General features: G+C 37.9%; 2 protein-coding genes. Both read left to right on the forward strand.

Features of this window, described 5'->3' with window-relative positions:
- Window positions 1-12: 12 nt before the first annotated feature.
- Window positions 13-1,521, forward strand: a complete 1,509-nt coding sequence (locus F6K49_RS37785) for a tryptophan halogenase family protein (protein WP_293105335.1) — start codon at window positions 13-15, stop codon at window positions 1,519-1,521.
- Window position 1,522: 1 nt separating this feature from the next.
- Window positions 1,523-3,427: NHLP family bacteriocin export ABC transporter peptidase/permease/ATPase subunit (locus tag F6K49_RS37790; RefSeq protein WP_293105333.1), on the forward strand; the 1,905-nt coding region annotated here is incomplete at its 3' end.

Consider the following 3,427-nt stretch of genomic DNA (forward strand, 5'->3'; position numbering starts at 1 on the left):
TAAATTACTCTGATAGAATCCTCAGATATTGGTACGGTAGGAGTTGGGGAAGCCACCCTACCAACACTACAAATTACATTTAAACTTTTAGGTCTTTCGGAATTTGACTGGATGACCAGATGTAATGCTTCCTTTAAACTAGGGATTAAATTTGTAAATTGGTCTGGCTCCTCTAAACCAGACGTATTTTGGCATCCTTTTGGTGAACTAAAAAGTAGTCCAAATCTGGGAATCCCTATATCTCAGTATTGGTTAAAAAATCACTTCCAGGGAAATACCGCAGCTTTTGATGAAAGTTGTTTTGAACATATTAATTTATGTGCGGCTCAAAAATCGCCAAAATCCTATGACAGTCCAGAATATTCTGGGAATATAGAGTATGCTTATCACCTTGATGCTGGAAAACTAGCGACTTATTTAAAACAGAGAGCAAAATCAGCAGGAGTTAGACACATTGTTGATAACGTTTTAGATGTTGCTTTAGACAGTAGGGGATTTATTAGCCACTTAATCACAGAAAATCATGGCAATCAGACGGCTGAATTTTTTATTGATTGTTCCGGTTTTAGAGGACTATTGATTAATAAAGCGCTTCAAGAACCATTTATTTCTTATGCTGATTCATTATTTTGTGATCGAGCTATTGCTATATCCATTCCCTACGAAAAAGATGATAGGTATAATTCCAAAAATGGAGGAATTAACCCTTATTCCACAGCAACTGCTTTAAGTTCAGGATGGGCTTGGAATGTTCCTTTAGTAGAAAGAAGCGGTAATGGATATGTATATTCAAGTTCTTTTATTTCTCAAGACGATGCTGAGACTGAATTCAGAAAGCACTTAGGGCAAAAAGCCAATGATCAACCCGCAAAACATATCAAAACCAGGGTCGGAAGAACGAGAAATACTTGGGCCAAAAATTGTGTTAGCATTGGCTTGTCTGGTGGATTTATTGAACCGTTGGAATCCACCGGTATTTATTTAGTTGAACTGGGTTTAGAAGCCTTAATCCGTAATTTTCCAGATAAAACTTTCTCTCCTTTGTTGATTAACAACTATAATAGTATCATGCGGGAAATGTATGAGGAGATCAGGGATTTTATTGTGATGCACTATTGCTTAACTAAAAGAGAAGATACGCCGTTTTGGCGAACCAATAAATATCACCAATTTATTCCGGATTCCCTCAAAGCAAAATTAGAGCTATGGAAGATAATGTGGCCAATTTATCATGGAAATATTGGTCATTTATTCCCGGATTATTCCTATGTTTGTATTTTAGCTGGTATGGAAAATTTTCCTGTGCAAAGTTTGCCACTTTTAGATTATAAAGATCACCCAGAGGAAGAGCAAATTCTTTTAAGAATTAAACGTCGCTCTGAGCAGCTAAGAGAAATACTACCCGACCATCATGAGTATCTGCAACAGATGTCTTTAAAGCATTTCCAAGCTTCGTTGCAAAGCCTACTTTCTCATTCATCCCAACCTATGTCCTCTAATTTAAGCACAATAGTTCGTTAATATGTTAACCTTAACCCAAAATACAAAGCCCCCAACCCAGAAACGTGTCCGTACTCCTACCCTCATACAGATGGAAGCAGTAGAGTGTGGTGCAGCATCATTAGGCATTATTTTGGGTTATTATCACCGCTTTGTTCCCTTACCTGAATTAAGAAAAGTGTGTGGCGTATCACGGGATGGGAGTAAAGCTTCTAATGTACTTAAAGCAGCAAGAACCTATGGTTTGACTGCTAAAGGGTTTAAAAAGTCATTGGAACACGTAAAAACTTTAAATCCGCCCTTTATCATATTATGGGAGTTTTGCCATTTTTTGGTCGTAGAAGGGTTTGGTAGAAATTGTGTTTACCTCAATGATCCAGCCACGGGTCCCCGTAAAATATCTTTAGAAGAATTTAGCCAAGGTTACACTGGGGTAGTTCTAGTGATGGAACCTGGTTCAGAGTTTCAAAAAGAAGGTAAAAAAACAAGTATAATTTCTTCTCTAAATAATCGCTTTAAAACATCTCAAAACTCAATTTTATTCTCTCTATTAGTAGGATTAATCCTAACCTTTCCTCGGTTGATAGTCCCTATCTTTAGCCAAGTATTTGTCGATAAAATTTTAATTGAAGATTATCACTACTGGCTGAGACCGATGTTATTGGCAATGGTGATTACTGCAATTGTTCAGGGACTTCTTGCCCGTCTGCAATTAAAAGTATTACGCCGACTTTTAGTCAAACTTTCTGTTAGTATGTCAGGACAATTTGTTTGGCATATTTTACGCTTACCTGTGGGATTTTATGCTCAACGGTTTTCCGGTGAAATCAGCGATCGCGCTCAACTCAATGATCGCGTAGCAGACGTAATTTCTGGCCGTCTAGCCACCACTGTTATTGATGTGATCATGATGGGGCTTTATGCCCTATTAATGTTTACGTATGACGCACTCTTAACCACGATAACGATTCTATTTGCCAGCTTTAATTTTATAGCCCTTCAATACTTATCTCGTAATCGGACAGATGCCAATATTAGTTTAGCCCAAGAATATGGAAAAGTAGCTGGTACAGCGATTGGTGGCATTCAATCAATTGAAACCATTAAAGCGTCTGGACTCGAATCAGATCTGTTTACTCGATTTGCCGGTTATTATACTAAAGCCTTAAACGCTCAACAAAAATTAGGGGTACAAACACAAATTCTCAATGCACTTCCTAATCTGTTAACCGCCTTAGCTACTGCCTCTATTTTGCTAATCGGAGGCTTACGGGTCATCAAAGGAGAACTAACCATTGGAATGCTAATTGCCTATCAACTTTTAACCAGTAGCTTTCTCAAACCCATCAATGAACTGATTAATTTTGGGAGTACCTTACAAGAATTAGAAGCTGATATTAATCGTCTTGATGATGTACTACAAAATCCAATTGATGAAGAAGCCACTCGTCAGACCCATCAGTTTGCTCGTCCCATCAATAATGATCCTCTAACTTCCGATTCATTTAAATTACAGGGTCATGTAGAATTTCGTAACATCAGTTTTGGGTATTCTCGCTTAGAATCTTCCCTGATTGAAGACTTTAATTTAATTATCAAACCGGGGCAAAGAATTGCTTTAGTCGGTACTAGTGGTTCAGGAAAATCAACCATTGCTAAATTAGCCTGTGGATTATATGTCCCTTGGGAGGGGGAAATCCTCTTTGATGGTATTCCTCGTAGTCAAATTCCTCGTGCTGTTCTTGCCAATTCCTTAGCAATGGTTGAACAGGATATTTTCCTTTTTGCTGGTACAATTCGAGAGAATTTAACCCTTTGGGATACCACCATTCCCGAATTAGACTTAGTTAAATCTGCCACTGATGCAGCAATTCATGAATCAATCCTTTTTCAGCCAAAAGGATATGATGCTCAACTAAGTGAAGGA

This window comes from Moorena sp. SIO3I6 (genome assembly GCF_010672095.1).